This is a genomic window from Terrirubrum flagellatum (assembly GCF_022059845.1).
In the GTDB taxonomy this organism is placed as follows: domain Bacteria; phylum Pseudomonadota; class Alphaproteobacteria; order Rhizobiales; family Beijerinckiaceae; genus Terrirubrum; species Terrirubrum flagellatum.
In genome coordinates this window covers 3,349,613-3,374,392 of the sequence record NZ_CP091851.1, presented here as the reverse complement: position 1 = coordinate 3,374,392, position 24,780 = coordinate 3,349,613, and the positions used below count along the sequence as shown (strand labels likewise).

At 63.8% G+C, this 24,780-nt stretch carries 20 protein-coding genes; 9 read left to right on the top strand and 11 right to left on the bottom strand.

Translation table 11 applies throughout. The features are described from left to right. The first annotated feature begins 7 nt into the window (after positions 1 to 7). Positions 8 to 1,261, top strand: a complete 1,254-nt coding sequence (locus L8F45_RS16265; RefSeq protein ID WP_425329931.1) for an MFS transporter — start codon at positions 8 to 10, stop codon at positions 1,259 to 1,261. 7 nt (positions 1,262 to 1,268) lie between these two features. Here the strand turns inward: L8F45_RS16265 and L8F45_RS16260 are convergent, their stop codons facing one another. Next, a complete protein-coding gene (locus tag L8F45_RS16260) occupies positions 1,269 to 2,279 on the bottom strand; it encodes an aldo/keto reductase (protein WP_342358919.1) in 1,011 nt (336 codons plus the stop codon). Positions 2,280 to 2,448: 169 nt separating this feature from the next. Here L8F45_RS16260 and L8F45_RS16255 point away from each other — a divergent pair, with 169 nt between their 5' ends. Then, on the top strand, positions 2,449 to 3,078 hold the full coding sequence (locus tag L8F45_RS16255; RefSeq protein WP_342358918.1) for a glutathione binding-like protein: 630 nt from the start codon (positions 2,449 to 2,451) through the stop codon (positions 3,076 to 3,078). 9 nt (positions 3,079 to 3,087) lie between these two features. Here L8F45_RS16255 and L8F45_RS16250 read toward each other — a convergent pair whose 3' ends face one another. Further along, positions 3,088 to 3,783, bottom strand: a complete 696-nt coding sequence (locus L8F45_RS16250) for a TetR/AcrR family transcriptional regulator (protein WP_342358917.1) — start codon at positions 3,781 to 3,783, stop codon at positions 3,088 to 3,090. 185 nt (positions 3,784 to 3,968) lie between these two features. Between L8F45_RS16250 and L8F45_RS16245 the strand changes: the two genes are divergently transcribed. The 7 genes from L8F45_RS16245 to L8F45_RS16215 all read left to right on the top strand — a co-directional run bounded on the left by L8F45_RS16245 (position 3,969) and on the right by L8F45_RS16215 (position 11,177). Then, complete coding sequence (locus tag L8F45_RS16245; protein WP_342358916.1) at positions 3,969 to 5,834, top strand: bifunctional sugar phosphate isomerase/epimerase/4-hydroxyphenylpyruvate dioxygenase family protein; 1,866 nt, start codon at positions 3,969 to 3,971, stop codon at positions 5,832 to 5,834. A 5-nt stretch (positions 5,835 to 5,839) separates the two neighbouring features. After that, positions 5,840 to 6,433 (top strand): shikimate kinase, encoded by a 594-nt coding sequence (locus L8F45_RS16240; RefSeq protein WP_342358915.1) that lies wholly within the window; start codon positions 5,840 to 5,842, stop codon positions 6,431 to 6,433. 189 nt (positions 6,434 to 6,622) lie between these two features. After that, the gene (locus tag L8F45_RS16235; RefSeq protein WP_342363468.1) at positions 6,623 to 7,771 is read left to right on the top strand and encodes an ABC transporter substrate-binding protein; all 1,149 of its coding nucleotides are present in this window, start codon (positions 6,623 to 6,625) and stop codon (positions 7,769 to 7,771) included. A 62-nt stretch (positions 7,772 to 7,833) separates the two neighbouring features. Beyond that, the gene (locus L8F45_RS16230) at positions 7,834 to 8,709 is read left to right on the top strand and encodes a branched-chain amino acid ABC transporter permease (protein ID WP_342358914.1); all 876 of its coding nucleotides are present in this window, start codon (positions 7,834 to 7,836) and stop codon (positions 8,707 to 8,709) included. Next, complete coding sequence (locus L8F45_RS16225; protein WP_342358913.1) at positions 8,706 to 9,704, top strand: branched-chain amino acid ABC transporter permease; 999 nt, start codon at positions 8,706 to 8,708, stop codon at positions 9,702 to 9,704. Before L8F45_RS16230 ends, L8F45_RS16225 begins: the two co-directional genes overlap by 4 nt. Further along, positions 9,701 to 10,444: an ABC transporter ATP-binding protein gene (locus L8F45_RS16220; protein ID WP_342358912.1), complete on the top strand. Its 744-nt coding sequence runs from the start codon at positions 9,701 to 9,703 to the stop codon at positions 10,442 to 10,444. Before L8F45_RS16225 ends, L8F45_RS16220 begins: the two co-directional genes overlap by 4 nt. A 43-nt stretch (positions 10,445 to 10,487) precedes the next feature. Then, complete coding sequence (locus tag L8F45_RS16215) at positions 10,488 to 11,177, top strand: ABC transporter ATP-binding protein (RefSeq protein ID WP_342363467.1); 690 nt, start codon at positions 10,488 to 10,490, stop codon at positions 11,175 to 11,177. 1 nt (position 11,178) lies between these two features. Here L8F45_RS16215 and zwf read toward each other — a convergent pair whose 3' ends face one another. From zwf to L8F45_RS16170, 9 genes are all read right to left on the bottom strand, one after another. Beyond that, positions 11,179 to 12,660, bottom strand: coding sequence for a glucose-6-phosphate dehydrogenase (zwf, locus tag L8F45_RS16210; RefSeq protein WP_342358911.1), 1,482 nt, complete (start codon positions 12,658 to 12,660; stop codon positions 11,179 to 11,181). A 178-nt stretch (positions 12,661 to 12,838) separates the two neighbouring features. Next, a complete protein-coding gene (locus L8F45_RS16205) occupies positions 12,839 to 14,689 on the bottom strand; it encodes an ABC transporter ATP-binding protein (RefSeq protein WP_342358910.1) in 1,851 nt (616 codons plus the stop codon). Between the two features lie 20 nt (positions 14,690 to 14,709). After that, complete coding sequence (locus L8F45_RS16200; protein WP_342358909.1) at positions 14,710 to 15,651, bottom strand: ABC transporter permease; 942 nt, start codon at positions 15,649 to 15,651, stop codon at positions 14,710 to 14,712. After that, complete coding sequence (locus L8F45_RS16195; RefSeq protein ID WP_342358908.1) at positions 15,617 to 16,576, bottom strand: ABC transporter permease; 960 nt, start codon at positions 16,574 to 16,576, stop codon at positions 15,617 to 15,619. Before L8F45_RS16195 ends, L8F45_RS16200 begins: the two co-directional genes overlap by 35 nt. A gap of 26 nt (positions 16,577 to 16,602) precedes the next feature. Further along, positions 16,603 to 18,393 (bottom strand): peptide ABC transporter substrate-binding protein, encoded by a 1,791-nt coding sequence (locus tag L8F45_RS16190; RefSeq protein WP_342358907.1) that lies wholly within the window; start codon positions 18,391 to 18,393, stop codon positions 16,603 to 16,605. A gap of 174 nt (positions 18,394 to 18,567) precedes the next feature. After that, positions 18,568 to 20,358, bottom strand: coding sequence for an alpha/beta fold hydrolase (locus L8F45_RS16185; RefSeq protein ID WP_342358906.1), 1,791 nt, complete (start codon positions 20,356 to 20,358; stop codon positions 18,568 to 18,570). Next, entirely contained in the window at positions 20,348 to 22,810 is a 2,463-nt protein-coding gene (locus L8F45_RS16180; protein ID WP_425330025.1) for a glycoside hydrolase family 2 protein, read from the bottom strand. Before L8F45_RS16180 ends, L8F45_RS16185 begins: the two co-directional genes overlap by 11 nt. Positions 22,811 to 22,813: 3 nt before the next feature. After that, complete coding sequence (locus L8F45_RS16175) at positions 22,814 to 23,743, bottom strand: DUF1839 family protein (protein ID WP_342363466.1); 930 nt, start codon at positions 23,741 to 23,743, stop codon at positions 22,814 to 22,816. Positions 23,744 to 23,861: 118 nt separating this feature from the next. Beyond that, positions 23,862 to 24,779 (bottom strand): amino acid--[acyl-carrier-protein] ligase, encoded by a 918-nt coding sequence (locus tag L8F45_RS16170; RefSeq protein ID WP_342358904.1) that lies wholly within the window; start codon positions 24,777 to 24,779, stop codon positions 23,862 to 23,864. Position 24,780 lies beyond the last annotated feature (1 nt).

Sequence of the window (24,780 nt, the reverse complement as noted above, 5' to 3'; positions counted from 1 at the left end):
TGTCCGCATGAATAGCGACGCCGCCGTCGAACAGGCGCCTCCAGCCCTTCATCCCCTGCGCGACAGAAGCTTTGTGCTTCTCATGTTGTCACGCGTCTGCTCCTCGATGTCGTTTCAGAGCGTCGGCGTCGCGATCGGCTGGCATGTCTATGAGCAGACAGGCAACGCTTACGATCTCGGCCTGATCGGTCTGTTCCAGTTCCTGCCAATGGTGCTGCTGACCTTGCCGGCCGGTCACGTCGCCGATCGTTTCGATCGCCGCAGCGTGGTGATCGTCTGCCAGATCGTCGAGGCGCTGACGATGATCGCGCTCGTCGCCGGTCTGTGGACCGACACGTTGACAACGACGATGACGTTTGCGGGCGTGGCGCTTCTCGGCGGCACGCGCGCCTTCGAGCAGCCAACCGTTTCCGCGCTGCTGCCGCGCGTCGCGCCGCCCGCGACGCTGCATCAGGCGATCGCGATCGCAAGCTCGGTCAATCAGACCGCTTTTATCCTTGGGCCCGCGCTGGGAGGTCTTCTCTACGGCTTCGGCGCGTCCGTGCCGTTCATGGTTGCGGCATGCTTCTTCATCGCCGCCGCTTGTGCGATGTCGATCATCAAAATATCGCCCGGCGATCCCTTGCGTGAGCCGCCGACATTGCGCTCGATCTTCTCCGGCGTGTCCTTCATCTTCGACAGGCCGCTGATCCTTGGCGCGATCTCACTTGATCTCTTTGCGGTTCTGCTTGGCGGCGTCACCGCGCTGCTGCCGATCTTCGCGCGCGATATCCTTCAGGCCGGTCCCGTCAGTCTCGGCGTGCTTCGCTCCGCGCAGGCGGTCGGCGGGCTCTCGATGTCGCTTGTTCTCGCGCGCGTCGCGCTTGGCCATAATGTCGGGCGCAAGATGCTCGTCGCCGTGATCGTCTTTGGCGTCGCGACGGTGCTCTTCTCCCTTTCCACGAACATTGCGCTCTCGGTGTTCTGCCTTTTCATGATGGGCGCGGCGGACAATATCAGCGTCGTCGTGCGCACTTCACTGGTGCAGCTCTCGACGCCGGACGAGATGCGCGGCCGCGTCAGCGCGGTGAACTCGCTGTTCATCGGCACCTCGAACCAGCTCGGCGAATTCGAGTCAGGCATGGTCGCTGGGTTGATGGGGCCTGTCGCCGCCGGCGTTTTCGGCGGCGTCGGCACGATTATCATCGCGCTCATCTGGGCGCGCATTTTCCCCGCGCTCAGGCTCGTGGATACGCTGTCCGGCGGCGCGAAGCCGAAATAGCTCGACTTCAGCCGATGCGAGCGCGCCGGCCCTCGATGGGATAGGCGGGGTCGTTATATCCCGGCGTCGAAGGATGCCCCGCTGTGACGAGCCCATCGACGAAGGCCTCGTCTTCCGCCGTGAAGGAATAGTCGAGCGCGCTGAGATATTCGCGCCATTGTTCTTCGGTGCGCGGGCCGGTGATGACGGCGGTGACGATCGCGTTGTTGAGCACCCAACTCACCGCGAACTGTCCCGGCGTGATCCCACGCTTTTCTGCGTGCTGCTTGATCACTTGCGCGAGCTTCAATGATTCCGGGCGCCATTCCGTCTGCATCATGCGCGTATCGTGACGACCCGCGCGCGTGTCGTTGCCGGGCGGCGCATCGGGATTGTATTTGCCGGTGAGCACGCCGCGCGCCAGCGGGCTGTAGGGCACGACGCCGAGGCCGTAGAAGTCGCAGGCCGGTAGATGCTCCGTCTCCGGCATGCGATTCATGGCGTTGTAGTAGGGCTGGCTGACGACGGGCCGATCGACGCCGATCTCATCGCAGATGCGGCAGATTTCCGCGACGCGCCAGGAGCGATGGTTCGACAGGCCGAAATGCCTGATCTTGCCCTGCCGCGCGAGATCGCCCATGGCGCGCACCGTTTCGCCGAGCGACGTCTCATGATCCTCCTTATGGAGATAATAGATGTCGATATAGTCAGTGCCGAGCCGCTTCAGGCTCTCGTCGCAGGCCTGCATCACCCATTTGCGCGAGAGGCCCTTGCGATTGGGATCATCGCCCATGGCGTTGCCGAGCTTTGTCGCCAGCACCCATTTGTCGCGCTGCGCGCCGATGCAGCGCCCGACGACTTCCTCCGAGCCGCCCATGGAATAGGCGTCGGCGGTGTCGATGAAATTGATCCCGGCGTCGCGCGCGTGGTCGATGATGCGTTTCGATGTCGGCTCGTCGGTCGCGCCGCCGAACATCATGGCGCCAAGGCAAAGGGGCGACACTTTGAGGCCGCTGCGGCCGAGCCTGCGATGCTTCATCGACGCCTCCTGACTTTGAGGATGTCTAGTTTGAATCGACCGACGAGGTGCAATCAATCCTGCGTGAAGCATGCCTCTGTTGCAGGGGCGGCGGCGTCTCGCCGCCTTGCCTCAGCCGCCGCTCCGGACAAGTTTGCGCGGCCATTGAAGCGCAGGAGACGAGGGCGCGATGACGATCGAATTATGGACCTGGGACACGCCGAACGGGCGCAAGGTGAGCGCGGCGCTCGAGGAGATGGGGCTCGCCTACATGGTGAAAGCGGTGAACATCTCGAAGGGAGAGCAGTTCAATCCGGAATTCCTTGCTTTCAGCCCGAACAACCGCATTCCCGCGATCAAGGACCCGGATGGCCCCGGCGGCGCGCCGATCACCGTCTTCGAGTCCGGCGCGATCCTGATCTATCTCGGCGCCAAGACCGGCAAGTTCTGGCCGTCCGATCTGCGCAAGCAGGTTCCGGTGCTGGAATGGCTGATGTGGCAGATGGGCGGCTTCGGCCCGATGCTCGGCCAGGCGCATCATTTTCTGCAGGTCGCCGAGGAGAACCACCCGCGCTACGGCGTCGAGCGCTATCTCAAGGAAGCGAAGCGTCTCTATGGCGTCGCCGACCGCCGGCTGGCTGAGGTCGAATATTTCGGCGGTGATATCTCCGTCGCCGACTTCGCCATTCTCGGCTGGGCCTGGCGGCATGAGCGCCACAAGGTCGATCTCGCGGAATTTCCGCATGTGAAGCGCTGGTACGAAACGATGATGGCGCGCCCCGCCACGAAACGCGGATTCGAGATCGCGCTGAACGCGTAACCCTGCAGGTCAGATGTTGCTCGCCTTGCCGCTCGCGACATAGGCGAGCACCATGTCGGCGACGAGGCGGCGATGGCGCCGCGTCGTCTCGGCCGCCGTCAGCGAACGGTCGAACACCGTGCCCAGCGTGTATTGGTTGGAGATGCGGAAGAAGCACATGGAGCTGATCATCACATGCAGGTCGAACGGATCGACCTTCTGGGTGAAATCGCCGCTGGCGTAGCCGTCTTCGAGTATCCGCTTGGTCATCGCGATGATCGGCACGTTGAGTTCACGGATGATCTTCGACTGCTTCAGGAATGAGGCGTGATGGATGTTCTCGATGCTGAACAGGCGGATCATCGAGGGGTTCGACTGGTGGTAGTCGAACATGGATTCGATCAGCCGCCTCAGCGCGTCGGGCGGCGAGAGGTTTTCGAGTTCCAGTCGTCCCTCATTGCCGCGGATGTTGAGATAGGCGCGCTCCAGCGCCGCGAGGTAGAGCCCCTCCTTGCTGCCGAAATAGTAGTAGATCATCCGCTTGGAGGTGCGGGTGCCCTGGGCGATGACGTCGACCCGCGCGCCGCTCAACCCGTTCTCCGCGAATTCCTGGATCGCCACCTCAAGGATGTTGGCGCGCGTCGCGTCCGGATTGTTCTTGCGCGTCTTGCGCGCCTCCGGCGGATCGGTCTCGCTGATGTCGGAGGGGGCGACGGCGGGGGGCATGCGTATCCAGGGCGCCGATGCGGGAGCCGGCGGCCGCGGGATCATGGTCAGGAAGCTGGACGAGATCAAGCCAAAAATGTACGGTCTGGTTCGTTCATGAAGGGTGCGCGGCGGCGCGCCTGTTGCCGGCGCTGCCGGGATGGCCGAGGCTTTGGGCCTGCGACCGGGCGGGGAGGATGGGCGAGATGAAGACCTCTATCGCGACGGTGTGCCTCAGCGGCGATCTCGCCGAGAAGATCGATGCGGCCGCCCAGGCCGGCTTCGACGGCGTGGAGATCTTCGAGAACGACCTGCTCGCGTTCGACGGGTCGGCGCGTCAGGTCGGTCAGGCCATCCGGGACGCTGGGCTCGCCGTCACGGTTTTCCAGCCCTTCCGGGATTTCGAGGGGCTGCCGGAGCCGCAGCGGGCGCGGGCGTTCGATCGGGCCGAGCGCAAGTTCGACGTGATGCAGGAGCTCGGGACGGACCTGATCCTCGTTTGCTCGAACGTCTCACCGCAGGCGCTGGGCGGCGTCGATCGCGCGGCGGATGATTTCGCCGCGCTGGGCGAGCGCGCCGCCAAGCGCGGACTGAAAGTGGGTTACGAAGCGCTCGCCTGGGGCCGTTTCGTCAACGACCATCGTGACGCGTGGGAGATCGTGCGCCGCGCCAACCATCCCGCGGTCGGACTGATCCTCGACAGCTTCCACACGCTGTCGCGCGGCATCGATGTGAGTTCGATCCGCTCCATTCCCAAGGACAAATTGTTCCTCGTTCAACTTGCGGACGCGCCGAAGCTCGACCTCGATCTCCTCTCGTGGAGCCGCCATTTCCGCAACATGCCCGGGCAGGGCAGCTTGCCGGTCGCGGATTTCATGCGCGCAGTGACGGCCACCGGATTTGACGGCGTCGTCTCGCTCGAAGTGTTCAATGACCAGTTCCGCGCCGGCTCCGCGCGCGTCGTCGCCGTCGATGGCCAGCGCTCGCTCGCCTATCTTCAGGACCAGATTGCGCCTGAACCCAAGCTGCCGCCGAAAGCGCGTTGCGAGAGCGTCGAATTCATCGAATTCGCGGTCGATGAAGCCAATGCGATCGAACTGGAGAAACTTCTGTCGGCGTTGGGATTTGCGCGCCGTGGTCGTCATCGCTCGAAAGAGGTTTCGGTCTGGACGCAGGGGCGCATCCATCTCGTCGTCAACAGCGAGCACGATGGCTTCGCACACTCTTCCTACATTGTGCATGGCCCTTCGGTCTGCGCGATCTGTCTGAAGGTCGACGACGCCCACTCCGCTTTCAGGCGCGCCACGCGCTTGGGCGCAACGCCGTTCCGGCAGCCCGTGATCGAAGGCGAACTTGATATTCCCGCCATTCGCGGCGTTGGCGGCAGTCTGATCTATCTCGTCGACGGCAAGAGCGAGTTGGGCGATCTCTGGACAATCGATTTCGAGCGCCTCGATGACGCTGCCGAACATCCGCAGACTCTCGTCGATGTCGATCACATCTCGCAGTCCATGGATTATGGCGAGATGCTGTCATGGCTGCTTTTCTACACCTCGATCTTTGATCTCACGAAGGCGCCTGAGCTCGATATTCCCGATCCGGCCGGCCTTGTGCGCAGTCAGGTGATCCAGACCGAGAAAGGCGAATTGCGCCTCGTGCTCAATGGTTCGCAGAGCCAGCGCACCATGTCGGGCCGATTCCTTGCGGAGTTTTTCGGCTCCGGCGTGCAGCATGTCGCGTTCAACACCAATGACATCTTTGCCACCGCGCGCGCGTTGAAAGAGGCCGGCCTGCCGACGGTGCCCGTTCCGGAAAATTACTACGACGATCTCGCCGCGCGCTTCGATCTCGATCAGTCGCTTCTCGACGACCTCGCCTCTTTCGGCATTCTCTATGATCGCGATCAGCAGGGCGAATATTTCCAGATCTACACGCTCGCCTTTCAGGATCGCTTTTTCTTTGAGCTGGTTGAGCGTCGCAACGACTACGCCGGTTTCGGCGCGGCGAATGCGCCGATCAGGTTGGCCTCGCAGGCGCGCCTGTCGCGCCATCCCGCCGTTCCCCGGCGCTAGCGATCATGGATGAGGCTGCGATCGCGCGCGCGATCGGCGAGCGTTCAATCGTCCTCGTCGGCATGATGGGCTGCGGCAAGAGCAGCGTCGGGCGCAAGCTGGCGCAGCGTCTTGGCCGCCCCTTTATCGACACTGACAGCGCGGTCGAAGAGGCGGCTCAGCGCAGCATCGCCGAGATTTTCGCGACCTATGGCGAGGACGCGTTTCGCAGCGGCGAGCGCCGCGTGGTCAAGCGCGTGCTGGAGACGCCGGCGCAGGTCGTCGCTCTGGGCGGCGGCGCCTGGGTCGATAACGAGACGCGCGAGGCGACGGCGCGCGCCGGCGCGATCTCGATCTGGATCGATGTCGAGCCGCCAAAGTTGATGGAGAGGCTAGGGCGCCGCACGCATAGGCCGCTGCTCGCGGGCGTGGATTTGGCGACACGGATCGAGGAATTGTTGCGCGTCCGCCGCTCTGTTTATGCGCTGGCGGATATCCGGATCGGCGGCGGGCAGGAGTTGGCGGCGACCGTGCAGTCCGTGCTCGAAGCGCTCGCGCTCTGGCGGCCGCCAGCCGAACAAAGCGCGCCAGCGAAAGAGGCGGAGGAGCGCTCGCATTGACATGTACGAACTAATTAGTACATTTTTGCGAGATGGCGGCGGCCAAGGTCGCACGCTATCAGATGAGCCGGCGAAGAGGCGATTGGCGCAATGGCGCGACGCCTGTTGCGGATGGCCGGTTGAATGATGTCGCCAGTCCCGTGGGCTGATGCGGCCAAAAGCAATAACAGCGATCCTGGGAGGATGATGATGAGAATCATGACGATTGCAGCCGCCTTGCTTGCAAGCGCGGCGTTGACGGGGAGCGCGTTCGCGCAGGCGAAACCGCCGATCAAGCTCGCCGATGTAGCTGAGCTGTCAGGCCAGGCGGCGACCGCCGCCAACAACTGGAAGAACGGCATCGACATGGCCGTCGCCGAAATCAACGCCGCTGGCGGCGTGCTCGGCGGTCACATGATCGAGGTGTCGCATGCGGACAGCCAGTCGAACCCGGGCCTCGCGCGCGCGCTCGTGCAGAAGGCGCTCGACAGCGAGCCTTACGCGCTTCTCGGACCGACCTCGTCTGGCTCGGTGAAGGTGACGGCTGCGCTCGCGCAGCAGGCTGGCGTCACGCAGGTGATGGCGGGCGAAGCGTCGGAGCTGACGCGGATGGGCGATCCCCATCTCTTCCGCACCTCCTTCGGCCAGCAGTCCAGCATGCCGAAGCTCGCGCTCTGGGTCGCGAAAGAATTGCAGGCGAAATCCGTCGCCGTGGTCTGGGTCAACAACGACTTCGGCAAAGGGGGCCGCGACGAGTTCAAGAAGGCCGCTGAAAAACTCGATGTGAAGGTGGTCGCCGACCTCTCGACCGAGGCCGGTCAGGTCGACTTCGCCGCTGACGTTCTGAAGGTGAAGAACGCCAAGCCGGACGCGGTGTTCGTCTATACCAACGAAGATGAGAGCGCGCGTTTCCTGCGCGAGGCGCAGAAACAGAATCTCGGCGTCCCGATGATTGGCGAGACGACGTTGCTCGGCCAGAAGGTGATTGATCTTGCAGCCGGCGCGGCCGAAGGCGTGAAAGGCCATGTCGGCCTTACCGCCGACGCCGATGTCGACCTGATCAAGGACTTCAAGAAGAAGTTCACGGCGAAATACAACTACGCGCCTGATCACAACTGCATCAAGGGCTATATCGCGATCTATGCGATCAAGGTCGCGACCGAGAAGATGGGCAAGCTCGATCCGAAGAATCTGTCGAAGGCGATGCACGGCCTTTCGATCAATGTGAAAGACGTGCCCCAGATGCTGCTCAATGTGAGCTGGGACGAGAATGGCGACATCGATCGCGACAGCTTCCTCGCCGAGGTGAAGGGCGGCAAGCAGCAGATCATCAAGGTTCTGCCGAAGCTCAATCCCTGATCTCTTGTCCCGCGGCCCGTCCTTGTAGGGCGGGCCGCTTCGCGTCTTTAGGGGAGCGGCGCGTGCAGGAATTCATCCAGCTCGTCATCACGGGTCTCGCGACCGGCGCGATCTATGCGCTTGGCGCCATCGGCTTCACGCTGCTGTGGCAGACCTCGCAGACCATCAATTTCGCCCAGGGCGAGTTCGTCATGCTGCCGGCCTTCTTCATGCTGGCGGCGGCGAATACGGGCATGCCCTTCTGGCTGGCGATCCTGATCGGCGTCGCCGTCACCATGTTCGTTCTCGGTGTTGGCTTCAAGCTGGTGCTGGTCGATCCCATGCTGAAGCACGGCGTGCTGCCGCTCGCCATCGCGACCATGGCGTTGTCGCTCTTCATCAAGGACAGCGTGAAGGAATTCTATTCGCCGGAGGCGCAGAACTTTCCGTCGATCATCCCTTCGGTGAATATCGACATTCTGGGCGCCGTTCTTTCGCTGCAGAGCCTCGGCGTTCTCGCGATCGCGGTGATTGCCGTGCTGGCGCTGCAATATTTTCTCAACCGCACGCTGATTGGCCGCCAGATGCAGGCGACGGCGCAGAATATCACCGTGGCGCGCATTCTCGGCGTGCCGGTGCAGCGGATGATCCTTTACACCTTCCTGATCAATGCGGGGCTCGTGGCGCTCGCCTCGCTGCTGATCACGCCGATCTATCTCGCGAAATTCTCCTCGGGCGAAGTGTTGGGGCAGGCGGCCTTCATCGCCGCCATCGTCGGCGGTTTCAATCAGGTGCGTGGCGCCATCGCCGGCGGGCTGCTGCTTGGCGTCGTCGACAATCTCGCGGCGACCTACATCTCAACCCAGTATCGCGGGGCGATCCCGCTGTTCCTTTTGATCGGAATTATCCTGTTCCGTCCGCAAGGCCTGCTGGGCCGGGCCGAGGAGCGCACGGTATGACGCCCTCAACCATGCTCAAGGCGGGCGGCGCGCTCGTCGCCGCGGCGCTTCTTATGATTCTGCCGATCTATCTCAGCCGCTACGGTGTCTATATCTCGACACGCTGGGCGATCCTGACGATTGCGGCGATTGGCCTCAATCTCACGCTTGGCTACGCTGGCCAGGTATCGCTGGCGCAGGGCGCTTTCGTCGGCGTCGGCGCCTATGCTGGCGCGCTGCTGACGACGCACGGATTTCCCTTTGCGCTCGCGCTCCTGGTCGCCATCCTTCTCTGCTTCGTCATCGGCTGGCTGCTCGGCTATCCCGCGCTGCGCGTGCAGCATCATTATCTCGCTTTCGTCACGCTCGCTTTCTCCACGCTCGCCTATCTCGTCTTCCGCAACGAGGAATGGCTGACGGGCGGCATCTATGGGATCGTCGGCGTGCCGAGGCCGACAATATTCGGCTATCCGACGAAAACGGCGCTGCCCTTCTACTATTTCTCGCTGTTCATGCTGGCGCTCGTATCGTTCGCCGTGTGGTGGCTGGTGCGCTCGCCCTGGGGCCGCGCTTTCGTCGCGCTGCGCGAGAATCCCGTTCGCGCGCTGTCGCTCGGCGTTGACACCAGGCGCTACACGCTGATGGCGTTCGCCATCGGATCGGCGCTGGGCGGGGTATCAGGCGTACTCTATGGCCCGCTTGTTGAGTTCGTCGATCCGACGCCGTTCGGGCTCAATCTCTCGCTCGATCTCTTGCTCATGGTGATTGTCGGCGGCTCTGGTTTCTTCTTTGGCCCCTATCTCGGCGCGCTCATCGCCGTGCTGCTGCCGGAATGGCTGCGCTTCACCGAGGGCCTCTATCTCATCCTCTATGCGCTGCTCGTCATGGTCATGCTTGCGATCTCGCCGCGCGGCCTGCTCGGGATCATCGATAACTGGATCGCGCAGCGTCGCACCAAGGCGGCTTCGGCCGCGCGCGCCGCGGCCCAGCCGACGCTGAAGGCGGCTTCGCAATGACGCCCGTTCTCAAGGTCAACGGAATTTCGAAATCGTTCGGCGGCATCGCTGCGGTCAGCGGCGTCTCGTTCGAAGTCTATGAGCGCGAGATTCTCGGCATCATCGGGCCGAACGGCTGCGGGAAATCGACGCTCTTCAACTGCATCCTCGGGCAACTGCAGCCGAACGAAGGACAAGTGCAGCTCGATGGCAAAACGGTCACCGGCATGCGGCCCTGCGATCTCAATCGCCTGGGCGTCAGCCGCACGTTCCAGCTTCTGCAGGTGTTTCCGCAACTCACCGTGCGCGAGAATCTCATTCTCGCCGGGCAGGAGCACAAGGGCGGCATGGTCACGCGCCTTCTCGGCCCGCGCGACGCCGGCCTTGGCGCCGCCGCCGACCAGATGATCGGATTCTTCAAGCTCGATCATCTCAGGCATGAACGCGCCGGCGGTCTCTCCTACGGCCAGCAGAAATTGCTCGACGCCGCCATGGCCTTCATGGCGGGGCCGCGCCTCGTGCTGCTCGACGAGCCCGCGGGCGGCGTCAATCTCACCATGCTCGCCAATCTCAAGGAGCGTCTGCAGGCGATCAACGCGGAGCAGGGTGCGACCTTCGTCGTCATCGAACATAATATGGAATTCGTGATGTCGCTCTGCACGCGCGTCATCGTGCTGGCGGAAGGCAAGGTGCTCGCCGAGGGAACGCCGGCGAGCGTGCGCAGCAACCCCAAAGTGATCGAGGCTTATCTTGGCCACTGATCCCATCCTCGAACTCAAGGACGTCGTCGCAGGCTATGGCCGGATGACGATCCTCAACCGCACGACATTCGGCGTGCGCAGCGGCGCGATCACAACGGTGATCGGCCCAAACGGTGCAGGCAAATCGACCGTCTTCAAGACGGTGTTCGGATTGCTCGCGGCGCGGCAGGGGACAATCAATTTCGACGGTCGCGACGTCACCAACTGGCAGCCGCGTCAGCTGCTCGAAGCGGGCATTTGTTATGTGCCGCAGGGCCGCAACATCTTCCCGGAGATGTCGGTTCGCAACAATATCGAACTTGGCGCCGTGGCGGCGGGCAAGTCGATCACTGATCTGCCCGATCGCATCGAGAAGGCGCTCGATCGCTTTCCCGTTCTCCGGCGCAAGGCCGATCGTCAGGCGGGAACGCTGTCTGGCGGCGAACAGAAGCAGCTTGAGATCGTGCGCGGGCTGCTGCTCGATCCGAAACTCATCCTGATCGACGAGCCCTCGATCGGCCTCTCGCCGATGATGGTGGAAGAAACCTTTGGCATCCTGAAGGAACTGCGCGGGAAAGGCGTCTCGATCCTGATGATCGAGCAGAACGCGCGTTCGGCGCTGGAGATGTCCGACTACGGCATTGTGCTTGAGCTTGGTCAAACGCGCATCGTCGACACCGCGCAGAACGTGCTGCACGATCCGCGCATCGGCGCGCTGTTCCTTGGCGGATCGATCGAACCCGCAGCTGCGTGAATCAAACCGGCTCGTCCTCGTGCCAGGTGCGCCCATCGCGTTCGATCAGCGCGATGGCGGCTGACGGTCCAGACGTCCCCGACGCGTAGGGCTTCGGCGGCTCCTCATTCGCCTTCCACGCTTCTTGGATCGGATCGATCCAGCTCCACGCCGCCTCGACTTCGTCGCGACGCATGAAGAGCGTCTGGTTGCCGCGCACGACATCCATCAGCAGCCGTTCATAGGCGTCGGGATTGCGTGTGTGGAACGCTTCCGCGAACGTCATGTCGAGCGGAATGCGGCGCAGGCGCATGCCGCCGGGACCGGGATCCTTGATCATCAGCCAGAGACGCACACCTTCATTCGGCTGCAGCCGGATGACAAGCTGGTTGGGCGAAAGCGGCCCCGCCGAACCGTCGAACATCGAGTGCGGGATCGGCCGGAAACCGACGACGATTTCAGACACGCGCGTCGCCAGCCGCTTTCCCGTACGGAGATAGAAGGGCACTCCGGCCCATCGCCAGTTGGCGATCTGCGCCTTGATCGCGACGAAGGTCTCGGTGCGGCTTGAAGCGTCGCCGAGTTCGTCGAGATATCCCTTCACCGCGCCGCCTTCGGCCGCGCCGGCGCGATATTGTCCGCGCACGGTGAGCTGCGCCGCCTGCTCGCCGCGGATCGGCGCCAGCGATTGCAGCACCTTGAGCTTTTCATCGCGCACCGCGTCAGCCGCCATCGAGGTCGGCGGCTCCATGGCGACGAGGCAGAGCAATTGCAACAGATGGTTCTGCGCCATGTCGCGCAGCGCTCCGGCCGTGTCGTAATAGCCGACGCGTCCGCCGACGCCGAGCGTTTCGGCGACCGTGATCTGCACATGATCGATATGGCCGGCATTCCAGAGCGGCTCGAACAGCGCGTTGGCGAAGCGCAACGCCATGAGATTCTGCACCGTCTCCTTGCCGAGATAGTGATCGATGCGGAAGATTCGCGTCTCGGGGAAAGCCTTCCCGATCAAATCGTTCACCTCGCGCGCGGATTCGAGGTCCTTGCCGAGTGGCTTCTCGACGATTACGCGCGCGGTGTCATCGACAAGGCCGAGCGACGACAGCCTGTCACAGATCGGCCCGAACAGATCGGGGCCGGTGGCGAGATAATAGACGCGGATATGGCCACGCGCTTTTTCGATGAGCGCCTTGAGATCGCTCCAGCCGCCATCCGACATCGCATCAACGGCGACGTAAGCCAGGCGCTGGATGAAATGCTCCACACTCTCGGGCGTGCGCTCCTTGTCGGGCACATGCTCCTCGATGGCGGATTTGGCGAAAGCGCGAAAATCCGCGTCGCTCATCGGCTTGCGCGACGCGCCGATGACGCGGGATGATTCCGGGATCTGTCCTGCGACATCTCGCTGGAAGAGAGCGGGCAGCAATTTGCGGGCGGAGAGATCGCCCGTCGCGCCAAAGACGATGAGATCGAATGGATCGACCTGGATGATGCGCGAGATCATGAGCGATTCCCTGCCTGCGCAAGCAAGCGATCCGATGTCGCGATCGGGACGGCGTGCATGCGCGGCTCTTCCGGACAAGTAAGCCCGATCCGTCGCGCCTCAGCGCCGCGTCGTCAAGCTTTCAGGATGACGCGGCGGCAGCGCGCCGCCGCGTGTCAAGCTCAGCTACCGCTTCGATTCACGCAGCTTGGTTCTGCGCCTCGACGCGCGCCCACTCATCGCCCCACACCTGCACCACATGGCCCGGCGAGACCTCGCGATAGGTCCGCTGCGGAAGCACATAGCCGACCGGCCTGATCGGATTCCTGATCTCGTGCGTCGACACCGGCCGCTTGTCCTTCCGCCGCGTCGGATCGGACACCGGCACCGCGGCCAGCAGCATCTTCGTGTAGGGATGCTGTGGATTGCCGAAGATCGCCGCGCGCGGCCCGATCTCGACGATCTCGCCGAGATACATCACCGCGACGCGATGGCTGACGCGTTCGACGACCGCCATGTCGTGCGAGATGAAGAGATAGGCGAGCTTGAAGGAGCTCTGCAGATCGAGCATCAGATTCACCACCTGCGCCTTGATCGACACGTCGAGCGCCGACACCGATTCATCCGCCACGATCAGCCGCGGCTGCACCGCGAGAGCGCGCGCAATGCAGATGCGCTGACGCTGGCCGCCCGAGAATTCATGCGGGAAGCGGCCCGACATGTCGGGCGACAGGCCGACGCGCTTCAGGAGATCGGCGATCTTCTCGCGCGCTTCGCCGCGCGTCGCGAGTTTGTTGATGATGAGCGGCTCGGCGATCGCCGCGCCGACCGTCATGCGCGGGTCAAGACTCGCGAACGGGTCCTGGAAGATCATCTGCATCTTCTTGCGCCGCTCGCGCAGCTCGTTCTGCCCGAGCTTCAGCACGTCCTCGCCATCGAGCAGCACAGTGCCGCTGAGCGGCTCAATGAGGCGCATCACGGAGCGGCCCGTCGTTGACTTGCCGCAGCCGGATTCGCCGACCAGCGCCAGCGTTTCTCCGGCTTGCAAAGAGAAGGAGACGTTCTCGACCGCATGCACGCTGCCGCTGACGCGGCCGAAAACGCCGGCGCGGATGTCGAAACGGGTGACGAGATCGCGCACCTCCAGCACCGGCCGCTCGGCCGCGGCGACGGTGTCAGGGGCTTCCGCAGGCGTGTCCGAAAGCCCCGTCGCGCGATCGACGACGGGAAACCGCATCGGCCTCGCACGGCCGCTCATCGAGCCAAGCTTCGGCACCGCGGACAGGAGCGCGCGCGTATAGGGATGTTCGGCGCGCGCGAAGATTTTCTCCGTCTCGCCGGTCTCGACCGCCTGTCCGTTATACATCACCACCATACGGTCGGCGATTTCGGCGACGACGCCCATATCGTGCGTGATGAAGAGGACGGACATGCCCTCTTCCTCCTGCAACATCTTGATGAGCTCGAGAATCTGCGCCTGGATCGTCACGTCGAGCGCCGTCGTCGGCTCGTCCGCGATCAGCAGCTTCGGCTTGCAGGCCAGCGCCATGGCGATCATCACGCGCTGCCGCATGCCGCCGGAGAAGCGATGCGGATATTCGTGGATGCGCGATTTCGCCGAGGGGATGCGAACCTTGTCGAACAGCCTGATCGTTTCGGCGTCCGCTTCGGCGCGCGACAGGCCGCGATGCAGGATAAGCGCTTCGGCGATCTGGAATCCGACGGTGAGCACCGGATTGAGGCTCGTCATCGGCTCCTGGAAGATCATGGCGATGTCGTCGCCGCGGATGCGGCGCATCTCCGCTTCCGGAAGCTTGAGAAGATCGCGCCCTTCGAGCGAGATCCTGCCTTCGGTCTTGGTGTTGCCGCTCGATGTCAGCCGCATGATCGAGAGCGCGGTGACGCTCTTGCCCGAACCGGATTCGCCGACGACGGCGAGCGTCTCGCGCGCGCCGATCGAGAAGGATACGTCGCGCACGACAGGACGCCACTTGCCGTCCACGCGGAACGAAGTGGTCAGGTTTTCAACGGAGAGGATAGGGGTCGTCATGGATTTGACGTCTGCCTTCATCAGATCACGCGCCTTGGATCGAGCGCGTCCCGAAGTCCGTCGCCGATGAAATTGATCGAGAGCACCGAGAGGAAGATCGCGGCGCCGGGGAACAGCGCCCAATGCGCCGCCACGTCGAGATTGTCTTTCGCGTCGAACAGGATTCGCCCCCATGTCGGAATGTCGGGCGGGAATCCAAGCCCGAGGAAGGAGAGAGTGGATTCCGCAATGATCGCGGCGGACACCTCGATCGTGCCGGCGACGATCACGGGTCCGAGCGCGTTCGGCAAGATGTGATGCACCACCTGCCGCCATTTGCTCGCGCCCTGCGCGCGCGCCGCCTCGACGAATTCTTTCTCGCGCAGCGACAGGAACTGAGCGCGCACGAGGCGCGCGACCGGCATCCAGCGCAGCCCGCCGATCACCACGACGATCATGATGAAGACGCCGCCCTCGACGCCGAACGCCTGCTTCAGCTTGTCCCGAAAGAGATAGATGATCAGGAGAAGCAGCGGGAGCTGCGGCAGCGACAGAAACAGGTCCGTCACCCACATCAGCGCCGAATCCTTGAGCCCTCGCGAAATTCCCGCGAGCGCGCCGACGATGATTCCGATCACGGTCGCGACCACCATCGCCGCAAGGCCGACAGCCAGCGAGATGCGGCCGCCATAGATCATGCGGGCGAGAATATCCTGTCCGAGATCGTCGGTGCCGAACGGATGCTGCCAGGACGGGCCCTGGAGCTGGGCTGCGAAGTCGATGTCGTCGATCCGGACCGGCCAGAGCAGCGGTCCGACGACGACGCCGAAGATCAGCAGCCCGAGCACGATGACGCTCGCCATCGCGAGCCGGTGGCGACGGAAGCGGCGCCAGGTCTCCCGCGCCGGCGAGACCGAGACGGGGCGCGTCGGCGCCGCCACGGCCACCTCAGCCGAAGGAGATGCGAGGGTCGAGCCAGCCATACAGGAGGTCCGCGATCAGGTTGAAGAGAACGACAAGGCAGGCGAACACGAAGGTCACCGCCATGATGACGGGCGTGTCATTGGCGAGCATTGCGCTGATCAGTAGCGAGCCGATGCCGGGCACGCGGAAGATCTGCTCGGTGACGATGGCGCCGCCGAACACCGCAGGCATCTGCAGCGCGACAAGCGTGACGACCGGGATCAGCGCGTTGCGCGCGACGTGGCGCACGGTCACGACCTTTTCGCTGAGGCCCTTGGCGCGCGCCGTCGTCACATAGTCGAGCCGGGCGACATCAAGCACGGCCGAACGCACATAGCGCGTGTAGGACGCGGCCTGGAAGAAGCCGAGCACGCAGACCGGCATGATCGCCTGCTTGATGTGGCCCCACACCCAGGTCAGTCCCGTGCCCGGCACATTCGCCTGATAGACGAAAGGCAGCCAGTCGAGCTTGATGCTGAAGAGCAGGATGAACAGCAGGCCGGTGAAGAAGGTCGGCAGGGAGAAGCCGACGAAGGCGAGCGTGTTCGCGATCTGGTCGAAGATCGAATAGGGGCGGATCGCAGCGAGGATGCCGACCGGAATGGCGATCGTCAGCGCGAGAATCTGCGACGAGCCGATCACCAGAAGCGTCGTGGGCACGCGCTGCAGGATCAGATCGTCGACATTGACGCGGCTCGCGAACGAGAAGCCCCAATCGCCCTGAGCCATCGCCATAACCCATCGCACATAACGCAGGAGGATGGGGTCATCGAGGCCGAACTTCGCGCGCAACGCCATCCGGACTTCCGGCGGCACGTTCGGGTTGCTCGCAAGCTCCCCGAACGGATCGCCAGGCGCCATGGCCAGCACGATGAAGAGGATGAGGCTGATCCCGAGCAGGCTCGGGATCGCTATCAGGAATCTCCTGATCAGAAAGGCGCCCATGGCGAGTCCTTAGGCTCTGTCCGGGATCACGCCTCCCGGAACCAGTCGGACAACAGCCAGAGATTGTTGTCCCAGCCGCTCTGCGGCGCCTTGAGCTTGCTGTTGATCGCCGTCGACTGTGCGCGATGCAGCAGCGGCAGCACATAATTCGCCACGACGAGGTCGTTCATCTTGATGAAGGCGGCCGCGCGCTTCACCGGATCGAGTTCGTTCTGAGACGACTTGTAGAGGTTGTCGTACTCATCGTTCTTCCAGCGGATGACGTTCCGGCCCTGCCACTTGTTCTCCTTCGTCGCGATTTCCCACGACACATATTGCAGCATGAACACGGCCGGGTCGGGCTGCGTCATGTTGAAGGTGAACATCTGCATGTCCGCATAGAAGTGCGGATAGGTGTCGGGATTGGCGACATCAGAGGAGAAGAACACCGACGCCGACACGGATTTGATCTCCATGTCGATGCCGACCTTCTGCGCCGCCTGCTTGATGATCGCCTGCGTCTTCTGGCGCGGCGCGTTGATCGAGGTCTGGTAGACGAATTTCAGCTTGTAGCCGTCCTTCGCCCGGATGCCGTCGGCGCCCTTCTTCCAGCCCGCGTCTTCCAGCAGCTTCTCCGCTTTGGCGACGTCGAATTCGATCTTGTTCGCCTTTGATACGAACTGATCAGGACCGTTGAGAATGTTCGCGGTTGGTTTGCCGGTGCGGCCATAGATGAACTGCTGCACCGAGTTGCGATCGATCAGGAGATTCAACGCCTTCCGCACCGCCGGATCGGAGAAGGCGGGATGCTTCGTCTTCACAGAAGACTTCTCGCCATCGACTTCAGTGTTGGGGTCGGTGGCGTTGAGCTGGATGAACTCGACATTGCCGCCATAGACGAGATCGATCCGGCCCTTGCCGCCCGTCTCCAGGCGCTTGAGGATCTCGTCCTCGACCTGCATGTTCCAGCCGAAATCATATTCGCCGGTCTGCAGCACCGCGCGCGCCGCAGAGACTGCGTCGCCGCCGCCCTTCATCTCGATTGTGTCGAAGAAGGGCCTGTTTGGCATGTGATAATCAGGGTTGCGCTCGCCGCGCAGCAGGTCGCCCGGCTTGAATTCGACGAATTTGTAGGGGCCGGTGCCGATGGGCGAAAGATTGGTCGGCGCGTCGCGCGACTTGTCGCCGACGAAGTCCTTGAACAGATGCTTCGGAATGATCATGCCGACCGTGGCGACGAAAGCGTCGGCCCAGAACGGCGTCGGCTTGGCGAAGATGATCTTGATCGCGAAGTCGTTGACCTTCTCGACCTTCATGTCCTTGTAGGAGCCGCCGGTGATGGCGGCCGTCGCAGGATTGGTGACATATTCGAAGTTGAACACAACGTCGTCGGCGGTGAAGGGCTTGCCGTCATGCCATTTGACGCCCTGTTTCAGCTTCCAGGTGACCTGCGTGCCGTCGGCGGAGAGGCCGCCATTCTCCTTCGAGGGGATTTCCGCCGCGAGGATAGGCATGAGGTTGCCGTCATTGTCCCAGGCTGCGAGCGGCTCGTAAAAGATGCGCGAGCCTTCCTGGTCTTTCGTGCCGGTGGCGAAGTGCGGATTGATCAGGGTGGGAGCCTGCCAGAAGAGCAGCTTGAGCGGGCCGCCGCCGCCGGCCTTGGTCGGCTTGTATTCAGTGCGCACGTCGGCTGCGAAGGCGACGCCGGAGTGATGCAGCATCATGCCGGCCATCGGCGCGGTCAGTCCGACCGCCATCATTCGTCGGACGAAGCTGCGCCGGGACATGCGGCCATCGCGCACGTCTTCGATCAGGTTGCGCAGATCTTGCTCTTTCATGGACTACCCCTCACTTGAAGCCACGGTTCGCTTTGGACGGACCGGACCCGCCCAGCCGTCAGCAAATCTTGCGCCAAGTCTGGCACGGCGAAGGGGGCTCGCCAACGGTCTAGACGGGGTTCGGTTGTGGGCGGCGGCCGGAAAATCTCTTCGGCGCCGCAACGCGCCGGCGGTTTAGCTTAGAACGTCCTCGATGAGGCGAATGGCCTCTTGCCTCGCCGCAGGCTGGGAGAGGTTATGATCAGCGCCCGGAAGCTGTGCGATGCGGGCGTGGCCGATCGCAAGAAGTTGGCGTCCGCCAGGGCCGAAATAGGATTCAAGCTCGGCAAGCCCGGGATCGTCAGTCGAGTAGATCAACAGCATCTTCACATCGCGCGCATCGAGCTGGCGCATCCATCGCGCCGCTTCCGAGGTCTCCGAGTCCGACAGCCCGAAACGCTCCAGCATTCGCGCGCCGACCCGGACAAAGGCCCTGGCGCCGCGCTGCGCCATCGCGCCGGCGATGCCGGCGACCGCGATGTCGCCGCTGAGAAGCCGCTTCCAGGTTCCGCCGTCGGTCAGTCGGGCGAGATAGGAGCTGGTCGGCCCATAGACCTGCTGACCTATGGCGATATCGAGATCATCGTCCGGCCCCCAATGGAAGCGCAGGAGATTGACGAGAGCGAACCCGGAAATCCTGACGTCGGAGAGCGCGCCATGAAGGGCGAGATAGGCGCCGGCGCAGGCGCCGACGACGAAGAAACGGGCGAAGCCGCGCTGCGAAAGCTCATCCAGCGCCGCTGAGAGGTCATCCCGTTGCTCAGGCGCATAGAGCACTTCGGCCGGGCCGTCCGGCCAGGCCGGGCTGTCGCCGACGCCGGCCGCATCCATCCGCAGGACGGTCTCGCCCCGGCGCGCAAGGTGGCGCGCGATCTCGACCGCGCCGCGCCCCCAGCCGATGTGATGGTTGCGACCCGCATTGAGGATGATGATGGCGGGTCGGGTTTCGTCAGCCGCGAGAGCGGCAGGGGCTGGCCGTGTCAGTATTCCGAAGAGACGCGCGTCGCGGCCGAACTGCAACGGCTCTTCGCGCCAGCCGTCGCCGACGATTTCCGCAGATCCGTTTGCGCGTATCGATGCGTCCTGGGTGGGTTGTTTGCCTGCAGTCCGATCCGCAGGCGCCGATGCGCGCCATTCGACGATCCGCCGCCACACTTCATCGGGCGTCCTTGTCGTCGTTGGACTGCTGACGAAGGCGTCGTAACCGACAAATGATGCAAGTTCGACATGGGCGCCGTCGGCGCGCCATTTGCGCGCGAGTTCATTCTCCGCGTCGCTGTCGCGCGAGATCAGGAGAGCTTGGCGCGTGCGGACCGCGCCGAGCTTGCGCATGTCGAGCGCTTTCGCCGCGGCTTGTGTCTCCGCGCTGAACAGAAAGCCGCCGGCGATCAGATCGCCCGCATCGCTTCGCGGACGCGTCGCTTCGGGCGAGGAGGCCGTCAATTGCGCCAGCGCCGCGAGTTCGCGCATATGAGCGCGGCCGCTGACCACGGGCGCCAGCGCGGCGATTGCTGCAATATCATCGCGCCGCGCCGCAACATGCGCCGCCAGCAGCGCGCCGAACCGCAGCCCGATCAATGTCGCGCGGGGCGCGCCGGTCTCGCGCCGCGCCCAGTTGATGGCCGCGTCGACGCCGTCAAGCCAGGCGCTGACGCGATCCGGCTCCTGATCATCGCCGCTTGAATCGCCGGTTCCGGGATAGTCGAAGCGCAGCGCCGGAATTCCCGCTTCTGCGAACATCTCGGCCAGCCGCCGCCAGCCGGCATGAGCGCACATCATCTCGACGCCGAGCGCACTGCACATCACGATGACTTCCGCATGCGCGCCTTCGCGCGCCGGACAATGCAGCCAGCCGAATTGTCCGTCGAAGATCACCGGTTCGGCGGTCGCCGCCGGTTTCGCCAGGAAAGGCGCGTCATATCCCATAGCGCGCCTCCTCGAGAGCGTTGACCGCGCGCACGACGCCCGACGGCGCGCCGTCTCCGCGTCGTTGCAAGGCGACGCATTTCTCGACGCCGGGCGCGAGATCGAACCAGTTCTCGCGCGGGCGGAAATTGTCGTCGTCGATATGAACGGATTGCGCCAGCCGCGCGCAGCGGATGATGAGGGCGAATTCGTCGCCGTCCGCGATCAGCTCCGCGCTGAGGCCAGTCTCGCGCCGCGCATTGCTGCGTCCGGCCGGGTAGTGGAACGCTTCGGCAAGCGTCGCGCCCGACGCCACGTCGCGCAGCGTCGCGACAGTCGCGTCATGCGCCGGCGGCCCGAAGCGGTAGGCGTAGGAAATATCGAAGAATTCGCCGAAGAGATCGAAGGCGCGAAGCGTTGTGCCTTCGCGCGCATGGAGTTGAATGCGTCGCGCGGCTTTTTTTACCGGGACGGCGCCGTCGCGCAGGCAGACGAGTTCGATCGCGGCGTCGAGGGATTGGGGCCGCTCATTGATGACATGAAGATGGAGCCCGTTCACGCCTTCGTCAGTCAGGCCGATCTGGACCGGCTGGAAGGCGCGCTTGAGCCCGTGCCAGGCGGATTTCGGCTCGCCGTCTGATGCGATCACGCCCCAGCCTGCGCCGGCGCGCATGTCCTGCAGCATCCAGACGAGGCCGCCGCGCGTGGGCGAAGCCGGTCTGCGCCATTCGGCGAAAACCGTTTCCATCACGACGGGAATGACGGCGCGCGAAAGCTCGAAATAGCGCTCGGGATCATCGCGCCGCAAAGCGAGAGCAGAAACGCCGTAGACCCGTTCGAGATAGTGATCGCGCACGTCGTCGAAATCCCACGGCGCGCCGACATCGCGCGGAACGCGTTCCTTCCACAGGGGATGGTGAGAGATCGCGGGGACGCCAGCGCGCGCGAGTGAGATTTCTTCCGGCGGGTTGGCGAAGGCGAGACATTCCGACGCGAAACGCACGCGGGCGCGACGCGCATCGTCGAAGTCGCGGCGATAAGCGCCGACGCCGTAATAATGTATCACACCTGACTCCGCGACGAAGGGCAACGCGCCGCCGCTCGGCGAATTCGGGACGTAAATCAGATCGGGTCGCAAGCGCGCGGCGACGGACGGCAGCACGTTGTCGAACAGCGGTCCCGACCACGCTTCCCGCGGCGCGCCGAGCATCGCCGCTTGCTGGAAGACTTCGCTGCCGCCGCAGAGGATCGCGAGGGAAGGGGAGGTCTGCGTGCGATCGAGAAGGGCTTCGGCTTCCGCCTCGACCGAAGCCGTGAAGGCTTTGTCGGATTGCGGATAATCGAAATTCGCCAGCATCATGTCCTGCCAGATCATGAGGCCGAGTTCATCGCACAATTCGAAGAAGGCGTTGCTCTCGTATGTCGTGACGCCGCTCACGCGGATCATGTTCATGCCGGCGTCGCGCGCGAGCTTCAGCCAGGGCTCATACGAAGCGCGATCGCCAGCGAGCGACGTCACGTCGGCGCTGCTCCATGACGCGCCGCGGCAGAAGATGGGCGCGCCATTGACGATGAGGCCGAAACCCTCGCCGTCGACATCGCGATCGACTGTGATCTCGCGAAATCCGGTGCGGCCGAGATCGATCGTCACATCGTCAAGCTTCAGGGCGAGCGGATAGAGATGCGGATCGCCGTGAGTGTGAGGAAACCAGGGCATTGCATTGGATATGGCGAGCGAACCTTGCAAAGAGCCGTTCGCGCCGCTTTCCAGCGTCGCTCCCACATCGCCGCAGATGAGCGTCGCGCGACGCGGCGTCGCGCCGCGTTCGAGTTCGATCCGCGCGGACACGCGGCCATTGGCGCCGTCATAACTTGTCCGGATATCGGCGCGCTTGATCGATAGCGCGCCAGCGGCGCACGCGATCCGCGTGACCGGACGCCAAGGTCCGACCGGACGTCCCGGCGGCGCCCATCCCGGCATTGATCCCAGCGCCGTGGTGCGGAACCAGCGCAGCGCGTTCGGCTGGATCATGACGGGCCGCCAGCGCGATCGGCGCGGCGCTTCGGCGAGACGCGGCGCCAGCGCGCGAAAACAGAGGAAGATGTCGGTTGGCTTGTCGAGCGCGACGTCGAGTTCGACAGGCAGAAACATCGATCGGCTTTCGCAGCGCTTGTCGTCGCCGATCCAGATCTCGCAGAGCGTGGCGAGGCCCTCGAAGACAAGCTTTCCGCTGAACGGCGCCTCGATGCGCGCGTGGTGCCAGTGATCTTCGTTGTCGGGATCAAGTTCGCTGCGAACGCCCGCCGCAGCGCGCGCGCTGGCGACTGTTCCCGGCGCCATTGCAGGAATCCAGCGCGCGGAGCTTGATATGTCGCGAGGCGTCGCGGCGGCGTCAGGCGCGGTCGAGCAAAGCGCCCAGCGATCGAGCGGCGCGCGCGTCTCCGCAGTCGAGGCCAGGATGCGCGCCATCAGTAATCAGGCGGCGAAACGCGCGCGCAGCCCGCCCAGAAGCGCGTCATGCGCATCGCAGAGCGGCGCCAGCGCCGCGTCGAAGCGATCGAAGCGCCGCTGCCTCAGCCCGCGCGCCAACTGGAATTGCGCGATCTTGGCGCCTTCCGCGATCCGCTGAGCGAAATCAGCGCTCTCGTCGAAGTTCTCTCGCGCGGCCGTTTCGAGCCAGCGCAGATGGCTCGCCAGCAATTCGAAATTGGCGCCGAGTTGGCGCAGCGTGTTGAAGGCGTAGTGATGAAACGCGATCGACGGCCGCTCGATCAGCGCGTCGGCGTGCTCCGTCGCCATTTGGCGATAGGCCGCGATCGGATTGCCCGCCGGTGCGCGCTTCACATGACGCGCGAGAATGTCGAGCGCCATTGGAGCTGGGGCGTTCGGATTCGCGCGAGCCGATGGCAGGCGCACGGTCTCGGCATAGGGAAAGAGCGCATCTTCGCGCGTCTGCTCCGGCAACAGGCGCAGGAGGCCGTCGAAATCGTCGCCAACAGCGCGATGGAAGCCGTCATTGTGGAAATAATCAATTTCGCGACGCGCGCGATCGAGGCGATTGATCGCGATCGTCGTCTTGCCATGACTGTCGCGATAGGAAACGCCGCGCGTGTCCGGCATGTAATAGCTGTCGAGCTCGATCAGCACGAGCCGTCGCTGTTCGAGCTGGCGCTCGATATGGGCGATCAGATCGTCATAGAGCGCAAGCTCGTTGATGCGCAGCCCGAACAACGCTTCAAGCTCGTCGAGCGGCGGTTTGAAGAAGGTGAACTGATCGCCTTCGAAGTCCTGAGCCACAGTGAATCCGAAGGCGGCCGCCGGCTCACAGCCGAGGCTCGCGAGAATTTCAATCCAGAGATCGGCGTAGCAATTGGTCTGCTGCCATTGCCGTTCCGGCGAATGCATCGCATGCGCGCGATAGGCGTTGGGATCGACCGCGAGCACGGGGCCGGGCGCCGGCCGCGGCGAGGCGAATTCGCGCAGAGGAGCGTGTGCGATCATGATCGTCCCGGCGTCGTTGGGATCAGCCCCACAGGGTCCGGTGCACGGCTTCAGGCCACTGCTCGACATCGAAGCCGTGATGCCGGAACAGCGCCAGCGCCACGCGCTCCATGCCGAAGCCGACGCAGGCCGTGTGCGCGATCTCGCCATCCTCGGTGCGGATGTCCCAGGTCGTCCCGAAATGATCCTGATGATAATTGAAGGAGAGGCAGGCGGTCGGTTTCTCCTCGCTCTCGATCGGGATCAGCAATTCGAATTTCAGCTTCTGGTCGCGCTGGTTGTTCTTCAGCATGCGGCCGGCGCGGCCGAAGAAGGGATCATTGGCGACGTCCACATGCAGCGGCACGCCGAGCGATTTCATCAGGCGCTGGCCGCGATCAAGCCATTGCGCGCGGAAATCGACCACCTGCGCCGGCGTGCCGAAGCGGACATATTCGCGCATGCGGAAGAGCTGCATGCGCGCCGGGTCTTTCGAAGGCTCATGCCGGAAACAGTAGGATTGAAGATCGAAGAGCGCGCCTTCCGGCCCGACGGGGCCGCGCTTGGCGACGACGGGATAGAGCGCATAGCAGGCGGCAGGCGTCAGCACAACCTCGGTTGAGCGCTGCTGCCCGGTCCAGTCCTCGCCGCTTTCGAGCCTCGTCAGAAGCTCGCCATGTCCGTGATCGTCGCCCATGAAGGCGTGCACGGTGCCTGCGAGCTGGGGAAAGCTTTTGAGATAGCCGCTGCGCTCGAAATGTCTGCGGTTCATCGCCGGTGGAAAGCGTATCACCTCCGGTCCGTCTTCGCGGCCCCAGCTTGTGATGAGGTCGTCGAAGCGCGCGACCACATCTTCGAACAGGCCGCTGCGGCCATAGAGTCCGTCAACGCCGGTCTCGATCAGCAATCGATGACGAATGAGATTGTCGAGCAGCGAATTTTCAACGCAGGCCTGACACATG